Source organism: Corallococcus sp. CA047B (assembly GCF_003612065.1).
Taxonomy (GTDB): domain Bacteria; phylum Myxococcota; class Myxococcia; order Myxococcales; family Myxococcaceae; genus Corallococcus; species Corallococcus praedator.
In genome coordinates this window covers 1-898 of the sequence record NZ_RAWD01000681.1, presented here as the reverse complement: position 1 = coordinate 898, position 898 = coordinate 1, and the positions used below count along the sequence as shown (strand labels likewise).

The window sequence follows — 898 nt, the reverse complement described above, 5'->3', positions numbered from 1 at the left end:
GGGGCGGCGTCGCTGACGTGGGCTTCGTCGCGGGTGGCCCGGTCCAGAACGCCCTGCACCAGCTCCGGGAAGTCCAGGCCGGCGCGGGCGGCGATCTTGGGCAGCAGGCTTACGGGGGTGAAGCCCGGCAGGGTGTTCACCTCCAGCACCACGTCGTTCTCCGTGTCCGAGCACAGCACGTCCACGCGGCCGTAGCCCCGGCAGCCCAGGGCGCGGTACGCGGCGAGCGCGAGGGTCTCCACGTTGACGCGGCGCGTGTCGGACAGGCGGGGCGGCAGGAAGTACTGCGCGCCGCCCTTGTACTTGGCCTCGTAGTCGAAGCCCTCGCGCGGGAAGGCCACCTCGCAGCTGCCCAGCACGCTGTCGCCGAGGATGCCCACCGTCACCTCCTGCCCCTGGACGAAGCGCTCCACCAGGGCCTCGCCGCCGAAGCGGCACGCGTGGGCCACCGCGGGCACCAGCGCCCCGGCGTCGTGCACCACCGACAGGCCCACGGATGAGCCGCCCTTCGCGGGCTTCACCACGCAGGGAAAGCCGCTGTCGCCGTGCAGCTCCAGCGCGCGCTCCACGTCCGCGCGGCCCACCTTGTAGCCCCGGGGCGTGGCCAGGTTGTGGAGCTGGAAGAGCTTCTTCGCCATGGGCTTGTCCATGGCCAGCGCGGAGGCCAGCACGCCGGAGCCCGTGTACGGCAGCTCCAGCAGCTCCAGGAGGCCCTGCACGCGGCCGTCCTCGCCCATGCGGCCGTGCAGCGCGAGGAAGGCCACGTCCAGCTCCGCCGAGCGCAGCGCCCGGTCCAACCCGGGCCCCGCGAAGATACGGGTGACGGTGTGCCCCAGCGTCTCCAGGGCCGCCACCACGGCCTCCCCCGTCTTGAGCGAAATCTCCCGCTCCTCACCCC

At 73.2% G+C, this 898-nt stretch carries 1 protein-coding gene; it reads right to left on the bottom strand.

Annotated elements, in window-relative coordinates:
* On the bottom strand, positions 1-898 hold an 898-nt coding region (locus D7X74_RS42145; protein WP_147446924.1), incomplete at both ends, for a D-alanine--D-alanine ligase.